The 15,542-nt window shown below is 57.0% G+C and carries 17 protein-coding genes; 12 read left to right on the top strand and 5 right to left on the bottom strand.

All coding sequences use genetic code 11. From position 1 onward, the window contains the following. Positions 1-95: 95 nt before the first annotated feature. The 4 genes from lgt to AC2FH6_RS07490 all read left to right on the top strand — a co-directional run bounded on the left by lgt (position 96) and on the right by AC2FH6_RS07490 (position 4,308). The gene (gene lgt / locus AC2FH6_RS07505; RefSeq protein WP_496701919.1) at positions 96-977 is read left to right on the top strand and encodes a prolipoprotein diacylglyceryl transferase; all 882 of its coding nucleotides are present in this window, start codon (positions 96-98) and stop codon (positions 975-977) included. Then, positions 977-2,044: a class I SAM-dependent methyltransferase gene (locus tag AC2FH6_RS07500; protein WP_496701917.1), complete on the top strand. Its 1,068-nt coding sequence runs from the start codon at positions 977-979 to the stop codon at positions 2,042-2,044. Before lgt ends, AC2FH6_RS07500 begins: the two co-directional genes overlap by 1 nt. Continuing rightward, entirely contained in the window at positions 2,041-2,799 is a 759-nt protein-coding gene (gene pgeF, locus AC2FH6_RS07495) for a peptidoglycan editing factor PgeF (RefSeq protein ID WP_496701915.1), read from the top strand. The genes AC2FH6_RS07500 and pgeF overlap by 4 nt, the downstream gene beginning before the upstream one ends. A 726-nt stretch (positions 2,800-3,525) precedes the next feature. After that, positions 3,526-4,308, top strand: a complete 783-nt coding sequence (locus AC2FH6_RS07490; protein WP_142636558.1) for a Hint domain-containing protein — start codon at positions 3,526-3,528, stop codon at positions 4,306-4,308. 116 nt (positions 4,309-4,424) lie between these two features. Here AC2FH6_RS07490 and AC2FH6_RS07485 read toward each other — a convergent pair whose 3' ends face one another. Beyond that, positions 4,425-4,925, bottom strand: a complete 501-nt coding sequence (locus tag AC2FH6_RS07485; RefSeq protein WP_142636556.1) for an Lrp/AsnC family transcriptional regulator — start codon at positions 4,923-4,925, stop codon at positions 4,425-4,427. A gap of 225 nt (positions 4,926-5,150) precedes the next feature. On the opposite strand from AC2FH6_RS07485, the gene trxB reads away from it, so the two are divergent. From trxB to AC2FH6_RS07465, 4 genes are all read left to right on the top strand, one after another. Next, positions 5,151-6,092, top strand: a complete 942-nt coding sequence (gene trxB, locus AC2FH6_RS07480; RefSeq protein WP_281972663.1) for a thioredoxin-disulfide reductase — start codon at positions 5,151-5,153, stop codon at positions 6,090-6,092. A gap of 4 nt (positions 6,093-6,096) precedes the next feature. Beyond that, positions 6,097-6,564, top strand: coding sequence for an RES family NAD+ phosphorylase (locus tag AC2FH6_RS07475; RefSeq protein ID WP_281972662.1), 468 nt, complete (start codon positions 6,097-6,099; stop codon positions 6,562-6,564). A 60-nt stretch (positions 6,565-6,624) separates the two neighbouring features. Continuing rightward, positions 6,625-8,295: an adenylate/guanylate cyclase domain-containing protein gene (locus AC2FH6_RS07470; protein WP_496701912.1), complete on the top strand. Its 1,671-nt coding sequence runs from the start codon at positions 6,625-6,627 to the stop codon at positions 8,293-8,295. A 217-nt stretch (positions 8,296-8,512) separates the two neighbouring features. Continuing rightward, complete coding sequence (locus AC2FH6_RS07465; protein WP_142636548.1) at positions 8,513-10,231, top strand: bifunctional sulfate adenylyltransferase/adenylylsulfate kinase; 1,719 nt, start codon at positions 8,513-8,515, stop codon at positions 10,229-10,231. Positions 10,232-10,288: 57 nt separating this feature from the next. On the opposite strand, the gene AC2FH6_RS07460 is transcribed toward AC2FH6_RS07465, so the two are convergent. The 4 genes from AC2FH6_RS07460 to AC2FH6_RS07445 form a co-directional block, all read right to left on the bottom strand. Next, on the bottom strand, positions 10,289-11,149 hold the full coding sequence (locus AC2FH6_RS07460) for a hypothetical protein (RefSeq protein ID WP_496701910.1): 861 nt from the start codon (positions 11,147-11,149) through the stop codon (positions 10,289-10,291). Then, positions 11,149-12,033 (bottom strand): PhzF family phenazine biosynthesis protein, encoded by an 885-nt coding sequence (locus tag AC2FH6_RS07455; protein ID WP_496701908.1) that lies wholly within the window; start codon positions 12,031-12,033, stop codon positions 11,149-11,151. The genes AC2FH6_RS07460 and AC2FH6_RS07455 overlap by 1 nt, the downstream gene beginning before the upstream one ends. A gap of 92 nt (positions 12,034-12,125) precedes the next feature. Continuing rightward, positions 12,126-12,350 (bottom strand): DUF1150 family protein, encoded by a 225-nt coding sequence (locus tag AC2FH6_RS07450; RefSeq protein WP_142636543.1) that lies wholly within the window; start codon positions 12,348-12,350, stop codon positions 12,126-12,128. Between the two features lie 5 nt (positions 12,351-12,355). Next, entirely contained in the window at positions 12,356-12,769 is a 414-nt protein-coding gene (locus AC2FH6_RS07445) for an Hsp20 family protein (RefSeq protein ID WP_142636541.1), read from the bottom strand. A 163-nt stretch (positions 12,770-12,932) separates the two neighbouring features. Between AC2FH6_RS07445 and AC2FH6_RS07440 the strand changes: the two genes are divergently transcribed. From AC2FH6_RS07440 to AC2FH6_RS07425, 4 genes are all read left to right on the top strand, one after another. After that, the gene (locus AC2FH6_RS07440; RefSeq protein WP_496701906.1) at positions 12,933-13,157 is read left to right on the top strand and encodes a YdcH family protein; all 225 of its coding nucleotides are present in this window, start codon (positions 12,933-12,935) and stop codon (positions 13,155-13,157) included. A 76-nt stretch (positions 13,158-13,233) separates the two neighbouring features. Beyond that, entirely contained in the window at positions 13,234-13,719 is a 486-nt protein-coding gene (gene purE, locus AC2FH6_RS07435) for a 5-(carboxyamino)imidazole ribonucleotide mutase (RefSeq protein WP_271949196.1), read from the top strand. Then, positions 13,716-14,471: an NAD(P)-binding domain-containing protein gene (locus AC2FH6_RS07430; RefSeq protein ID WP_496701904.1), complete on the top strand. Its 756-nt coding sequence runs from the start codon at positions 13,716-13,718 to the stop codon at positions 14,469-14,471. Before purE ends, AC2FH6_RS07430 begins: the two co-directional genes overlap by 4 nt. 2 nt (positions 14,472-14,473) lie before the next feature. Then, positions 14,474-15,541: a 5-(carboxyamino)imidazole ribonucleotide synthase gene (locus AC2FH6_RS07425; RefSeq protein ID WP_496691013.1), complete on the top strand. Its 1,068-nt coding sequence runs from the start codon at positions 14,474-14,476 to the stop codon at positions 15,539-15,541. Position 15,542: the final 1 nt, after the last annotated feature.

Genomic DNA, 15,542 nt, shown 5'->3' with positions numbered 1-15,542 from the left:
TTATCCTCCGATTTGGCGGTTGGTCTCTATATGGGGAATGATTGGCGCAGGCTCAAGGTTGACTTAACCCTCAAAGCCCGGGCAATGAGACGCACATGCAGGCTGTTCTGAATTTCCCCGATCTGTCGCCCGAACTTTTCTCGATCTCACTGTTCGGGATGGAGTTCGCACTTAGATGGTACGCCCTCGCCTATATCGCCGGGATTGTGATTGCATGGCGTCTCGGGGTGATCGCCCTAAAGCGCCCCGCCCTGTGGCCCGACAAGGCGCCACCTATGCAACCCGCCCAGCTTGAGGATTTGATCACCTGGATCATCCTGGGCGTGATTCTGGGCGGGCGACTTGGGTTCGTGCTGTTTTATCAACCAGCCTATTACCTTTCGAACCCGATCGAAATTCTGATGGTCTGGCAGGGCGGCATGGCCTTCCACGGTGGATTGCTAGGCGTCGTCGTGGCCTCATATATCTATGCAAGACGCCACCAAATTTCGATTTTGCCGCTTGCTGATCTGATCGCGCATACCGTGCCGCCTGGGCTGTTATTGGGTCGTGTCGCGAATTTCATCAACGCCGAACTGTGGGGAAGGCCCAGCGACCTGCCCTGGGCCTTCGTTTTTCCCGGCCCTGCCGCCCAAAACTGCCCGGAGGTTATTGGTCTTTGCGCCCGCCACCCCTCTCAGCTTTACGAAGCCGCACTCGAAGGGTTGCTGCTGGGCGTCCTGCTGTTGTGGCTGGTCTATCGGCGCCGCGCTTTCCTACGGCCCGGTCTGGTCACAGGCGTGTTTATGGCGGGCTATGGCGCATCGCGTTTCATTGTCGAGTTTTTCCGGCAACCCGATGCACAGTTTGTTTCGGCCGGAAATCCGCTTGGACTTGCCTGGCAAATGGGCGGCTACGGCCTGACCATGGGCCAGTTGCTGTCTTTGCCAATGATTGCCTTTGGCCTTTGGCTGGCTTTACGCGCTAAGGCCAAGTGATGACCCTCGCCAACCTCTTACAGGCTCGTATCGCACAAGACGGCCCGATGAGTGTAGCCGACTATATGACCGAATGCCTGCTGCACCCGACACTGGGATATTACACCACCCGCGACCCCCTTGGCCCGCAGGGCGATTTCATCACCGCCCCGGAAATCAGCCAGATGTTTGGCGAACTAATCGGGCTCAGCCTTGTGCAATGCTGGATTGACCAGGGGCGTCCGGACCGTTTCACGCTAGCGGAGCTGGGTCCCGGGCGCGGAACGCTGATGGCTGACATGCTGCGTGCAACACAGGGCGTGGATGGCTTTCACGCGGCGGCAGATATTGTTCTGCTTGAGGCCTCACCAACCCTGCGCGCCATTCAGGCAAAGACGCTGGATGCCTATGCTCCACGCTGGATTACATCGGTCACCGATCTACCCGATTCCCCGCTTTTGCTGGTGGCAAACGAGTTCTTTGACGCTCTGCCCATTCGCCAATTCATCCGTGATGGCAGCGATTGGCGGGAACGTTTGATCGGGATGAAGGACGAATCACTGGCTTTTGGCCAGGGGCCGCGGTCGCCACAGATCGCTTTGAAGAACCGGCTTGAGGACACGCAGGATGGGGATCTGGTCGAGCTTTGCCCTTCGGCCATACCGATCATCACTGTGATCGCCGGACGGATCGCGACACACGGCGGGGCCGGACTGATCCTGGATTATGGCGACTGGCATTCGCTTGGGGATACGTTTCAAGCGCTGCATGCCCACAAGCCGATAGACCCTCTTTCCAGCCCCGGACAAGCTGATCTGACCGCCCATGTGGACTTCGAACCTCTGGCGAGCGCAGCGCGAGCTGCGGGCTGCGCCCATTCGCGCCTGACACCCCAAGGCGTTTTTCTGGAACGGCTGGGCATCACTGCGCGGGCGCAAGCATTGGCGAAACCACTCAGCGGGTCCAAGCTTGAGGCGTTGATAGCCGCACATCGCCGGTTGACGCACCCAGAGGAAATGGGAAACCTGTTCAAAGTACTGGGCCTGTACCCATCTTATGCCGCATTGCCACCGGGACTGGAATCATGACGCTGGAAATTCTGACTTCGGATCTCTTGTCATCCGTACGCCATGGTTTTTTCTGCCGCCGTGGCGGGGCCTCATCCGGGATCTTTGCAGGGCTCAACTGCGGTCATGGATCATCTGACCAGACCGAGGCTGTCGCGATAAACCGTAACCGCGTAGCGGATGCGATGGAGGTCGATCCCGGATCCCTTATTGGGGTGCATCAGGTGCATTCACCGACGGTCATAACTGTTGATGGTCCAATCGACGGGGAAAAGCCTAAAGCAGACGCGTTGGTTACGGCCTGTCCCGGGCTGGCGCTGACCATCCTCACGGCGGATTGCCAACCTGTTCTTTTTGCCGACACCCACGCAAAAGTGATAGGAGCTGCACATGCGGGTTGGCGCGGCGCGCTGGACGGTGTGCTTGAGGCCACGTTGGACTCCATGGAGGCGCTGGGAGCACGGCGCGAGAATACAGTGGCCGTCATAGGGCCCACAATCTCGCAAATTGCGTATGAGGTCGGGCCCGAGTTCCTAGAAGACTTTGCCGCTGAATCATCAGAAAACCTGCGGTTCTTCGCAAATGGGACGGGTGATCGGATGCAATTTGACCTCCCGTCCTATGGGCTGCACCGGTTACGTCAGGCTGGTGTCGGGCATGCAGAGTGGATTCGTCATTGCACCTATTCGGACCCGAACAGATTCTATTCGTACCGCCGATCGGTTCATGCAAAAGAAGCCGACTACGGCCGCCTGATTTCCGCCATCAAACTGTGACGCGTATCCTGATTGTGGCGAAATCGCCGCTTTTTCGCCACATTTGTTGTGTCTATATGAGTCGCCAAAATTAGGTTTTTTTGCCCTCTCTCAGATGGTTATCTGCATATTTCCGAATGTGAGCGCGGCTAGATTAAGAAAAGGAAACAGCCAACTTTCTTTTGTCCCAGATTCAACCCGCGTCAGCCTTATGGCCGCCTCAATATCGCGACACGTTAGTCTCAGATTGGGTCATTAGGCATTAAGCCTTGAACGAGTAGGACAACAGGATGAAACAAAGATCCCGCTTTCTCAGCGCTGTTCTAAAAGCGTCCAGAGAGCAAAAACTGGAGATGCCGTGGAAGCGGGTTTCCAGCCGTTCTGCCAGTGTGGCGCGCCGTTTGGCTTCGCGACGCTGATTGGACAGGCCTACCAAAGCCATTCTGCCGGCTTTGAGGGTCAAGACACACAGCGGGGGTGCTCCGATCCGGTGTGTGGCGCTTCACAGACGCTTTCTGTGAATGTGTTTAGGAGTTTGTGTGCGTAGACAATTTTCGTCTGCGAGTTGTGAGTTTGTCTGGGGGGTCAATGTGTTGACCAAGAGTTTGCGAAATTCCATCGCACTGCGCGGCCGTTACAGCCGACGTCTCGAAGTCGCCATAGCATTCAAGACAAAGAAAACCGATCAGGCGGGCCTGTACGGGGGTTCAGCCTTCCTGAGCGGATGTTTGAGGGGACGGAATTAGTATGACTATTCCACATTCTTTGGCCCGCGCCGCCAGAAACGCCGTCGATACGTCGACAATGCTGCGCGAGATTCCAAGAAATACAACAAAACAAAAAGCGCAGCTGCGGCGCTATGAGGTCAGTTCATTGTTGAGCAATGGCGAGGTATCCCAAACCCGCCACATCGCGCCAGCGCTGCCCATGTTCGAGGATGCGTTTTGTGCCTTTACGCGGGGTTCGCTTGTCGAAACCGAAAACGGGCCGATAGCGATCGAAGATCTTTTGCCTGGCGATACGGTTTTGACCGAGAATGGAACTTCGGAAACCGTGGTCTGGAAGGGCTCGGTTACTTTGATCCCCGGGCGCGAAGACTCGCGTGGTCGCACACGCCCGCTGACACGCATCATGGCGGATACCTTCGGAATGCAAAAACCGATGTCAGGCGTGACTGTCGGTCCGGCTGCGCGCCTGTTGGGCACCCCAGCACATCTGCGGCACTTGTATGGCGGATCTCCTGTTTTGACGCCCGCTCACGAGTTCCAAGACGGGATGGGTGTCATCGAGATGCTACCGCCTACCCCAATCGAATTGTTTCACATCTGTCTGAAACGCCATTCGGTTATCAAGGTAGACGGATTACAGTTTGAATCATATCATCCAGGCGTAAATGCGGTTCGGATGATCAGCCATTCGCTTCGCTCAATCTATTTGAACTTGTTCGAGCATGTCGAATCGCTGAATGACTTTGGCCCGCTGCAGTTACCGCGTGCCGGAGATGGAGAGGTGGACGCAATCACTGCCTGAGTTTTAACCAGTACTGCAAAGTGGGGGCTTTATGCAGATTTTAATTAGTTGGGTGTTGTTTCTGGTTGTCACGGCGATTTTGCCGCCGTGCACCAGCCGTCACAAAAGGATGCGCTTTACGCCGTCCGGTTCATTCGTTCTTCCAGGACGTCAAACGGTACACCGGGCTCGTCCTTAGCGCCGCGTATCACAAGTGAGGTTTTAACGCTGGCCACGTTTGGCGTGGTCAGCAACTCGCCTGTTAAAAACTGCTGAAAGCTGCTGAGATCAGGAGCGACGCATTTCAGAATAAAATCCACTTCGCCGTTCAGCATGTGGCATTCACGGACAAGTGGCCATTCGCGGCAGCGTTCCTCGAATGCGCTGAGTTCGGCTTCGGCTTGGCTTTCCAATCCGACGCTTGCAAAGACCTGAACCTCAAAACCCAGCTCACGCGCATTCACTTCCGCATGGTATCCGCGGATAAGGCCCGAGTCTTCCAATGTGCGCACGCGCCGCAGGCACGGAGGCGCGGAAATTCCCACACGTTTCGCGAGCTCTACATTGGTCATGCGACCGTCTGCCTGCAATTCTGCCAGAATCTTGCGGTCAATCTCGTCCAGCCGTGTCGCGACCATAAAAAGCTCCTGAATTTTCGGTTGTTATATCAGCACCCAAGGGATGCGCAATAATGTTTCGCGTTTGCGCAATATTCTTTGGTTTTCCAGGTATTTTTCTAGCGCGAGTTGTGAAACGGATTCTCCGATACGGCACGAAGGGGCTTTAAGCGCCTCAAGGGGGTCGCTATATCCATTCGCCAAGGGGCCGCAGGCCCGTATCAGGCAGATCGAGTCGGGGGTATCATGGCCGAAACAAAACACACCAGGGTTCTGATAATCGGATCAGGACCTGCCGGTTATACTGCGGGCGTATATGCCAGCCGTGCGATGCTGGAACCGATACTGGTTCAGGGCATCGAACCGGGCGGGCAGCTGACGACCACCACCGAGGTCGAGAACTATCCCGGCTTTACCGAGGTTCAGGGTCCTGATCTGATGATCAAGATGCAGGAACATGCCGCCGCGATGGGATGCGAGATCATCGGCGACATCATCAGCGATCTGGATGTCTCGAAACGCCCATTCACCGCCAAGGGCGACAGCGGCACCATCTACACTGCCGATGCGGTCATTCTGGCCACTGGCGCGCGGGCGAAATGGCTGGGATTGCCCTCGGAAGAGAAGTTCAAAGGCTTTGGCGTTTCCGCCTGCGCCACATGCGACGGGTTCTTCTATCGCGGGCAGGAGATCGTTGTAATCGGCGGCGGCAATACCGCCGTGGAAGAGGCGCTGTTTCTGACCAACTTTGCCAGCAAGGTCACCTTGATCCATCGCCGCGATGAATTGCGCGCCGAAAAGATCCTGCAGGATCGGCTGATGAAGAACGACAAGATCGAGCCCCTGTGGTTCCACGAACTGGACGAGGTCATCGGAACCGATGCGCCTTTGGGTGTCGAAGGCGTGCGCGTCAAGAATGTGAAAACCGGTGAGATTCGCGAAATCCCCTGTAAAGGTGTTTTCATCGCCATCGGCCACGCACCCGCGAATGAGCTGGTCAAGGACTCGCTGGAAACCCATATGGGCGGCTATGTGATCACCAAACCGGGCTCCACAGAAACCTCCATTCCAGGTGTCTTTGCTGCCGGAGACCTGACAGATCACATCTACCGTCAAGCCGTTACCAGCGCCGGGATGGGCTGTATGGCCGCGCTGGATGCTGAACGGTTCCTGGCCGAGCAGGATTAATCAGGTGATCGAATTCTCCGGCCCGATCTGGAGAATTCTGTTCCTGTCACAGATAGACGCCCCTTTGGCCCCAGCACGGGCGCCAGAGGGGCGTTTTCATTATGCGGGCCAATTCGCGCTTTATTCTTCGCTGAGCGCTGAGGGTGCCGAAGTAGCCATCAAACGTTATGTCTGCCCATCCGATCCACCACGCATTCTTCAAAAATGCCGGATCACCGGCGCTCGGCTGGTAGATCTGCGGGGGCGCAGTGAAGCCTCGGTCGTGTGGCAGGATATCCACGAAAAAGAAGGCACCTCACCCACCTGGCTATTTTCGGATGACGCCCGCGCCAAAGGCGCCGACGGCTTGCTATACAGCTCGCGATCCCGGCCGGAACTCAGTCATGCGGTTTTGTTTAGCACCTCGCCAGAGGTAGTGTGCCTGGATGGGGATCCGCATCCCTGGTTGCCGGGGCATAGAGGCTTCGCTTGACCCCCGCTCTGCGCCGTTACAGACTCTGAGATGCGAGCAAAACGAACACAGGTGAACCGAGTGAAAAGCGTACTATGGCAAGGCGGGTGGGCTACCCGGCTGAGGATCATGAGCGGCCTGATCCTGTTCATCTTTGCCTTCTTTCACTTCATCAATATCGGTCTGGGACTGTTTCATACTGATTATCTCCACGAAATGCAGAAAGGCCGCCATGTCATTACGCGCAACAACATCGGCAGCGCGATTCTATATCTGGCCTTGCTCGTGCATTTTGGGCTGGCGCTGTATTCGTTAGCTCAGCGCAGAACCATGCGAATGCCTTTCAGTCTGGGGCTACAGGTGGTGCTTGGATTTGTGATTCCACTGCAACTGATCTCGCACCTTGTTCACACCCGATACGCACATGCAGTTTTCGGGGTTAATGATGAGATGGGTTATATCATCGCGCTAATGTGGCCCAGCTATGCAATCTGGACACAAAGCCTGCTTTTGCTGGTGGTCTGGGTCCACAGTTGCATCGGTCTTCACATGTGGCTGCGCCTGACATCCTGGTGGCAAAGGGCGCTGCCTTATCTGATCGGGCTCGCCGTGTTCATTCCGTCTTTCGCTCTGGCAGGTCTTTTGACAGAGGGCCGACGCATCTGGGCTGATTTCGCCGACCCGTTTCTGCGCGATCAGTATATCGAACATTACAACTGGCCATCGCCCGAGGCTTTTCAGGCTCTGATGGGTGTGAGGCAAGATACGCTGCTTGCATTCGGGCTGGCGGTTGGCGCTACATTGCTTGTGTTTCTGGTGCGCAAAATTTTGCGACGCCGACATTCGGTGCGCATCAAATATGTGGAAGGCCCCGAAATTGTGGCCGAAAAAGGAATGACCCTGCTTGAGATTTCTCAGGCCAACGGCATTCCCCACACTGCGCTATGTGGTGGCAAGGGGCGCTGCACCACCTGTCGCGTTATTGTCGAAAATGGTGCAGATCAGCTCCCCGTCCCCAGTGAGATCGAGGCCCGCAGCTTGGCTGCCGTAAAAGCACCCGAAGGCGCACGCCTGGCCTGTCAGATCCGCCCGACCGAGCCAATCACGGCCTTTCGGATGTACAATCCCGGTAGCGGTCGCAATCGCGCCCATGCCAGTCAGGGGCAGGAACGTAAACTGGCGGTGCTGTTTCTGGACATGCGAGGGTTCACGGCACTGACCACCGGGCAGTTGCCCTATGACATTGTTTTCCTGCTCAACCGGTTCTTTGACGCCATCGTGCCAGCCATCACCTCGGATGGGGGTGTGGTCGACAAGTATATGGGTGACGGGCTGCTGGCAGTGTTTGAAACCGCCGATGCTGCAAGTTCAGCACGGGCCGGGATGAAAGCTGCAGCCAATGTCAGCCGCGCATTGCAACGGTTCAACGAGCAACTCGAAACCGAGGGCAGCCCGCTTATTCGCATTGGAATGGGGTTACATCTGGGCGATCTGGTTCTGGGCGAAATCGGCGCGGTGGGCACTGCAAGCCGCACGATTATCGGCGACGCCGTGAATGTCGCCAGCCGATTGGAGGCCGAGACCAAGGGGTTGGGTGTCGAGCTTTTGGTTTCGGGCGATCTGCTGAAGGCAGCGGGGCATGAGAGTTGGCAGAACGATCTGCGCCCCTTCCAGTTGCGTGGGGTAACAAGGCCAATTTCTGCCCTGCCGGTCGAACGTGCGTCCGACCTCACCCCCAAGATTGCCGCCTGAGAACACACTCATTCAAACCGGTCTATTTGGCCTTGATCCAAGGGATTGTCGTCGGGTTTCGCGTCAAAATGTGGAAAATCCTTCCAATCCGGAGAAAAACCGCGCATATCGTCCTTTGTTTCATAAATCCATCTGGACTTCACCCGACCGCCGGGGCACATGCCCGGCAAACGCCCCTGAATCACTGGCCAATCCATCCTTCGACAAGAGAATTCCCATGACGATGTTAAGCAATCTGGCGCCGATCTCTGAACTTTATGTTTCGTACGAGTCCGCACAGAAACTGAAAGTAGAAGCTGCCGACCTGACAAGCTGGGACCTGAGCCCTCGTCAGATCTGTGATCTGGAACTGCTGATGAATGGCGGGTTCAACCCGCTGAAAGGGTTCCTAAGCGAGGCCGATTACGACAATGTCGTCGAGAACATGCGCCTGGCCGACGGCACCCTTTGGCCGATGCCAATCACGTTGGATGTCAGCGAAGACTTCGCTGAGGGCATCAAACTGGGTCAGGACATTGCGCTGCGCGACCAGGAAGGTGTCATTTTGGGCACCATGACTGTGACCGACCGCTGGACGCCGAACAAGGCGCGCGAGGCGGAAAAGGTCTTTGGCGCAGATGACGATGCCCACCCGGCGGTCAACTACCTGCACAACACTGCGGGCAAGGTTTACTTGGGCGGCCCTGTTGTTGGTATCCAACAGCCCGTTCACTATGACTTCCGTGCCCGCCGCGATACGCCGAACGAGCTGCGCGCCTATTTCCGCAAACTGGGTTGGCGCCGTATTGTTGCGTTCCAAACCCGCAACCCGCTGCACCGCGCGCATCAGGAACTGACCTTCCGTGCCGCCAAAGAGGCGCAGGCCAACCTGCTGATCCATCCGGTTGTTGGTATGACCAAGCCGGGCGACGTGGACCACTTTACCCGCGTGCGTTGCTATGAGGCTGTTCTGGACAAGTACCCGGCCTCGACAACTTCGATGTCACTGCTGAACCTGGCGATGCGTATGGCAGGCCCGCGCGAGGCGGTGTGGCACGGGTTGATCCGCGCCAACCACGGCTGCACGCATTTCATTGTCGGCCGTGACCACGCAGGCCCCGGCAAGAACTCAGCCGGCGAAGATTTCTATGGCCCCTACGACGCGCAGGATTTGTTCCGCCAGTTCCAGGATGAAATCGGCGTCGAAATGGTCGATTTCAAGCACATGGTCTTTGTGCAGGAACGCGCTCAATACGAACCGAATGACGAGATCGCCGACAAAGACAACGTCACGATCCTGAACATCTCGGGCACAGAACTGCGCCGCCGTCTGGCCGAAGGCCTGGAAATCCCCGAATGGTTCAGCTTCCCTGAGGTTGTGACCGAGTTGCGCAAGACCAAACCGCCGCGCAGTCAGCAGGGCTTTACCGTATTCTTCACCGGTTTCTCCGGCTCGGGCAAATCGACCATCGCCAACGCTCTTATGGTAAAGCTGATGGAGATGGGCGGTCGTCCGGTGACCCTGCTGGATGGCGACATTGTTCGTAAGAACCTGTCATCGGAACTGGGCTTCTCGAAAGAGCACCGCGACCTGAACATCCGCCGCATCGGCTATGTGGCCAGCGAGATCACCAAAAACGGCGGCATCGCTATCTGTGCCCCAATCGCACCCTACGCCACGACCCGCCGCGCCGTCCGCGAAGATGTCGAAGCGTTCGGCGCTTTTTGCGAGGTTCACGTGGCCACCAGCATCGAAGAATGCGAGCGCCGCGACCGCAAGGGCCTGTACAAGCTGGCGCGTGAAGGCAAGATCAAGGAATTCACGGGAATTTCCGATCCCTACGACGTACCTGCCAATCCTGAGCTGAGCGTCGAGACCGAGAATGTGGACGTAGACAACTGCGCCCACCAGGTTCTGCTCAAGCTGGAAAGCATGGGTTTGATCGCCGGATCGTAACCTGCGCAAAGAATCAAGCAAAAGGCCCTCGGTTTCCGGGGGCCTTTTTCTATTGGATCATAGTTCTGCCCGAATGGCGGCGACGGCGCGTCCTTCGAAATCACCAAACTCGGCCGCTTTGGACTGGCTGGCCCGCAGAGCATCTAGACGCGCGGCATAGTCATCGACCGAAGCGGCTTGAATCGCGCTCCGAATGTCGGCCTCGGAATCGCACAGGATCATCCCAGATGTGTCGAAGAAATCACCAATATTGGGACAGCCCCAATAGATCGGCACTGTCGAGCACAAGATCGCGTCTGTCAGCTTTTCCGAAAAGTAATTCCGCTCCCGCACATTCTCGATCACCACCGAATAGCGATATGGGGCCAGCCCGTCAGACTTTCGGTCAAACGGAGTATAGCCACGCCCCATAATATCGACATCTGCCCCGGATTCACGAACCCAGTCGATCACGGAATGGCGCAACTGATGTCCTTCGAGATCACGCTTGGCCGAGGCGATCAGAGAACAGGATTTAGATTTCTCGACCAATAGTTCTCGCCAATCAGCCACCATCGTCACGCCATAGGGCAGAAACACGGCGTTTGGGATACCTTGCAACAAAACATCATGAAAGGTCAGCACCCGGAAGAACCGCCGCCACGTATAGCGCAACATGCGATCATGTTTGGCATGGATGGCCGAAGGCTCTCCCATCATCAAAGATATCCGCGCACGTGTCCCCCGACGAAGACGCAGATGTACCGTGGAATTGGGGTACATAATCAGATGGTCCGTGTGCGCAAGATCGCCCACTGTTTTTCCGATCAGACGATCCGGGCAGCCTTCGGGCCAAGTCAGTTCCGACAAAGGAATCGTGGCCAGTTTCGGCCCCAACCGATGCCCATAGGGCAGTATGGCGATTGCAGGTTCTGTCATCATCCGGCATCTGGTAAATCAACCTGACCCCGCATAAGGATATGCCCGCGACCGGCGACCATGATGCCTGTCATCGCATCCGATGGACCAGCTCGGGTAACAGTCGCCTGACCGGGGCGCCCCATATCATGGCCTTGCTCGGCAATAAAAACGTCCTTTGGCATCAGCCCATGTTTCCAGAGATACGCCGCCATCGCACCTGTGGCAGATCCGGTAAACGGATCCTCGGGCGGGCTGGGCGGGGCCAACAGCAATCTCGAGAATGTATCGCCTGCTTTGGTCGCGCCTTTGAGCGTTACAAGAAAAGGTTCGGCCATATCGGAGCCGGAAAAGCCCGCCTTTTCGGCAATCTCGCGCAAAGGCCTTTCGACCAGTCTTGCCGCGCGCAGGGCGTCGTGATCACGAAGAACAGTGACACAGAAGGGCAGCCCGGTAGAAACAAATTGCGGCGGCGAGATAATCGCCTCTTTGGGCAGGCTGATGGCAGAGGCGACCAGCTCGGCGGGAACATAGGCGCCGAATTGTGGTGCAATCTGCGTCATCTCGATTTCATCACCGCTGATGCAGATCGAAACGATCCCCGCGCCGGTTTCAAGCGTCAGGGTATTGCCTTGCAGCATTCCTCTGGACTGTATTGCAGCTACGGTTGCGATCGTGGGATGCCCGGCAAAGGGGATTTCGCGACTGGCCAGAAAATAACGAACCCGGAAATCGGCCACATCGGACGGGCCAGTAAAGGTGCATTCAACCAAGGACGTCTCGCGCACATAGGCCATGCAGACGTCTTCGGACAGAGCTGCCCCACCATGAACAACAGCGCACCCATTGCCACCAAAGGCGCGATCGCTGAAGGCGTCTACCCAGTCAAAGTCGAACCAATTCATGTGTCGTGCACTCCGATATTCGAACCATCATAGGTTCGACTGTCTCGCCCGACAGGCCATGGATGTCACGAGGAAAACGTACGGAGGCCACTTTAGTGCACGGCCACCGGTGAAAAATCATGCTCGCGCGCCAGGTTAAACGCCAGCTTGCGATCAGCAACCAGTGCCAGTTGCTGGCCGTCGGCATCGTGTACCGCATATAGCAGGCTCAGATCTCCGGCCTGTTCGCGAACTTCCCGAGGTAGATCGGCGACTTCAACTGTTTTGACATAGACGATCCGATCGCCTTCGGCGTTGATTTCAAACGGTGTATTCATTGCTCTTACCCCTTCCTTATGTTGATCGTTTGCACCACGGTTTCGGGCACGGCGCGGGTCAGATCCACATGCAGCAGACCATTTTCAATGATCGCTTCGCCAACCTCGACCCCATCGGCCAACACGAACATGCGCTGAAACTGACGTGCCGCGATCCCACGGTGTAGAAAGATACGTCCTTCGCTGTCGTCGCGCTGACGTCCCCGGATCACCAACTGTCGATCTTCGATGGTAATCGACAGGTCCTCTTCTGCAAACCCGGCCACGGCCAAGGTAATGCGGTAGGAAAAATTCGAGGTCTGTTCAATATTATAGGGCGGATACCCCTCATTTCCGGCCTTTGCAGACCGCTCCAGAAGGCGTTCCAACTGCTCGAACCCCAAAAGATGCGGGTATGAGCCCAGAGTAAGTTTAGACACGTATTTTCGTCCTTTATTGCCAAAGCGACGTGTTGTGCGGCCCCATTCTGGCAACCGCGTATAATAGAATATGGGAATATACAGCGATGTCCACAAGGTCTGGTCGGATCAAGCCTGACACACTATCTTGTGTGACAAGCACCACAACAACTCTGAGTCGCCAATGAACGCGCCCACCGATCTTTCGATGAAAACTGATGAGGTTCTGCGGGTAGAGCTGGAAGTTTTCCGCCGTCAACACCGTGATCTTGACGAAGCAATCGAGGCGCTTCAGGCCACTGGCACCTCGGATCAACTGACGATCAAACGGTTGAAAAAGCAGAAACTGCGCCTGAAAGACATCATTCGCCTGATCGACGACCGCCTGACCCCGGATATCATCGCCTGAGACATCTGAACCGCATTGCCACAAAGGCGGATTTGGCTATAGTTCGCGCTCTTTCGGAAGGCAGGGACGCAAGCGGATGAGCGACGTTAAAGTGGGGATCATCATGGGAAGCCAGTCAGACTGGTCCACGATGAAAGAAGCCGCAGATATTCTGGATGAGCTGGGCGTGGCCTATGAAAAACGCATCGTTTCAGCGCACCGCACCCCAGATCGCTTGTGGGACTATGGCAAGACTGCTGTCTCGCGCGGATTGCAGGTGATCATTGCAGGGGCCGGCGGGGCTGCGCATTTACCGGGTATGATGGCCTCGAAAACACGCGTTCCTGTGATCGGCGTTCCGGTGCAGACGCGGGCGCTGTCTGGCGTCGATTCGCTCTATTCCATTGTTCAAATGCCCAAAGGGTTCCCGGTTGCGACTATGGCGATCGGGTCGGCAGGCGGTGCCAATGCGGGATTGATGGCCGCTGGCATTCTGGCGCTGCAGGATAACGCTCTGGCCGACCGGCTGGATGCCTGGCGCGACGCGCTATCGGCCTCAATCCCCGAAGAACCCGAGGGATGAGCCGGATCGGATTCATCGGCACGGGCCATATTGCGGCCCCGATGGTGCGTTTTTTGGCCCGTAAAGGGCACGAGATCTCCGTGACAGAACGCAATGACCAGGTTTCAGCCGCGCTAAATGCTGAACTGGGTGTGTCTGTCACGACGCCACAGGCCGTGATAGATGCATCCGAGATCGTGTTCCTGTGCCTGCGCCCACATATCGCTGCGGACGTTCTGGCCGCCTTAACGTTTCGATCCGACCATCAGATCGTCTCGGTCATGGCAGCAGTCTCGAAAGATGAACTAACCGAGCTCTGCTCTCCGGCGCCGGCAATCGTGCAAACCATTCCGCTGGGATTTTTGGAAGCCGGTGGTTGCCCGCTTGTCGCTTTCGGCAACGATCAACTGCTGGTCGATTTGTTCGCACCGGAAAACCCGGTGATCAAGGTCGCAGATGAGGCGGCACTGAACGCACATTTCGCCATTTGCGCCATGGTCCCCGGCCTTCTGGACCTGATGGCGACCGGAGCAACTTGGCTGGGAGACACAACCGGAGACGCAGCCGGGGCCGAATTCTACACCACCCAGTTGGTATCGGGCTTTCTGCACGCGATGGATAAGAAGGCCGCAGGCCGCCTAGAGGCCGAACGCGATGCGCTGGCCACTGACGGCACGCTGAGCCTGCAAATGACACAGACCCTGCAAGATCAGGGCGCGCACAAGGCATTGCACGCAGCACTTGGCGCTATTGGCAAACGTTTGGAGAGTTGAGAATGGTGGAAATGCTTGCCCCCGGCGCGACAATCGGGATTTTGGGCGGCGGTCAACTGGGCCGTATGCTGTCCGTTGCTGCAGCCCGGCTGGGTTTTGTGTCGCATATTTATGAACCCGGTGCGACCCCGCCTGCGGGTCATGTGGCGGATCGTGTGACCACCGCCTCTTATGATGATGCCGAGGCCCTCAAGGCCTTTGCCGAAGCAGTCGATGTCATCACCTATGAGTTCGAGAACATCCCCACCGAAGCACTGGACATTCTGGAAGTCCACCGCCCCATCCGCCCGGGGCGCGAGGCGCTGCGGGTCAGTCAGGATCGACTGAACGAAAAGGCTTTCTTGCAAGGGCTGGGCCTGAATACCGCACCCTTCGCCGATATCACGGATCTGGACAGCCTGAAGGCTGCGATTGACAAGATCGGCACCCCTGCCATCCTGAAGACCCGCCGATTTGGCTATGACGGCAAGGGACAGGCCCGGCTACGCAGCCCCGATGACGCTGAAACTGCTCTGGCCGATATGGCGGGTGCGCCTGCGATCCTTGAAGGGTTTGTCGATTTCAGCCACGAGGTATCAATCATCGCCGCGCGCGGATTGGATGGTCAGGTCGCCTGTTTCGACCCCGGTGAGAACGTGCATCGCGATGGCATTTTGCATACCACCTCCGTCCCTGCCCGCCTGCCCGCAGCAAAGCGCACAGATGCGATCCTGCTGGCGGCAAATATCCTGAACGCCTTGGACTATGTCGGCGTCATGGGGGTCGAGTTGTTCGTGACCCCGCAGGGTCTGATCGTGAACGAGATCGCACCGCGCGTGCATAACTCGGGCCATTGGACACAGAATGGCTGCGCAGTGGATCAATTCGAGCAACATATCCGTGCCGTGGCAGGCTGGCCTCTGGGCGACGGGCAGCGTCATTCAGACGTGGTGATGGAGAACCTGATCGGCGACGATATGGACCGCGTACCTGAACTCGCGACCGAACGTGATGTTGCGCTGCATCTTTATGGCAAGGCCGAGGTGAAGGCAGGCCGCAAGATGGGTCATTTTAACCGCATCACGCGGTAAA

The sequence above is a fragment of the Ruegeria sp. CDSC045 genome (genome assembly GCF_059610725.1).
This window is presented reverse-complemented; position numbering and strand designations above follow the sequence as displayed.